At 26.2% G+C, this 1,501-nt stretch carries 1 protein-coding gene and 1 pseudogene; both read right to left on the reverse strand.

What is annotated here, in order from left to right; genetic code table 4:
• On the reverse strand, positions 1-639 hold a 639-nt coding region (locus tag NW238_RS03590; RefSeq protein ID WP_373889501.1), incomplete at its 3' end, for an Mbov_0400 family ICE element protein.
• Between the two features lie 283 nt (positions 640-922).
• Positions 923-1,378 (reverse strand): annotated as a pseudogene (locus NW238_RS03595) (Mbov_0399 family ICE element protein); the annotation flags it as partial.
• Positions 1,379-1,501: the final 123 nt, after the last annotated feature.

Here is a 1,501-nt window from a genome sequence, read left to right on the forward strand (position 1 = left end):
CGGGAACAGTTTACCAGCATTTGGTTTCATTTCATTAGAACATAAAGATTTTGGAGGTTTATCTTTTAATACATTCTTTTTATTATCTAATATTTTGTCATTACCATTTAAAAAGTCCTGAAGCTCATTTTTATCTAATAATGATATAGCATTAATATTTTCTTTTAAATCTTTAATTTCGCTTGTATTTACTTTATCTTTTCAATCTACAATTATTTTATTATTTCTATCTTTAGATAAATAGCATTCATTAAAAGCAATATTACCATCCTGTATATTCTCATTTAATTTATTGATAATTTCTGCATATTTATCTGAACTTATTGATTCACCATTAGGATACTTCATAGGTTCAAATATAGACTCAAATTCCTTTCTATTCATTATGTTAATTGATGAACAATTTATTATTTCACCTCTACCGTGATCTATAGAACCGTTTTTAAAATATACATCTAGGTCTTTATCTTGAGGAATTTGATTTCTTCATGTTTTAGCAGTTAAATAATAAACCTTATCATCTGTGTAAAATACAACAAGAGGATGTGATGATGCAATTTCAGTTTTATCTAAATTTCTACTTATTTTCAACGTTCTAAACTGTTGCTGTTTGAATCTTCAATATGTGTTATTTTGCATGAATAACCTCCTTGATAAAATTATAAAGTAATAAAAAACCAAAAAAAGAGCTTTCGCTCTTTTAGGGGGCCACTTACCATATTCTATCCACTATGTTGAATCAAGTATAGTATAGGAATCAAACACTGTGTGCCTTTACATCCTTTATAGACTGTCGGAAAAACCGGATTCTAGGGTTTAGCTGTGTCGTCTTATGTTATTATTTTACACTACTTTTTCTTATTACCAAAGAATTTTTTAGTTTTTAGCGTTTTAATTTTCAAAGAAAAGCAAAATATTTTTTCTATTTAATTTTTTTATCAAAGTATCTCACTTTAATAAATCAGCCTAATGCTATACCAATTCCCAAAGTTATAAGGCCTAAAGGGGCTAAAATAGATATTAAAAGCTTCTTATTTTTTACTTTTTGCTTTTGGATATCATCATTATTATTTGGCAACTCAACAACAACATCATCTAAATCATCAATGACGGAGCTATTCAAGATATTTTCAATTGTAAACTCGGCAGCGTTTTTTGAACTACCGGCAATTGGCCGAATTTTTATCTGTATCGATTTTAATATATTTTTTTCATTTGTTAAAAGCCGCAAGGAATTATTTAGTTCATTTAAATCAAAATCTCAATCTATTCCATATTTAATATCGTAAGTTTTTTGTAAATACTCATTAATATCGGTTATTACTTTGTCTCTCAGTTTGGATAACACATTTTCTTTATAACTGATTTTTTTGTTTTGTTAAAATAGTATTTTCTCAAATCTAGTTCATTACTAAATATATTAATTTCATAATTCATAATTCAATTATAAAAAAACATAGCCTCGCTATGTTCATATTAATATTACATCTTTAATTTCAAT

This window comes from Mycoplasma zalophidermidis (assembly GCF_024742155.1).
GTDB lineage: Bacteria > Bacillota_I > Bacilli_A > Mycoplasmatales > Metamycoplasmataceae > Mycoplasmopsis > Mycoplasmopsis zalophidermidis.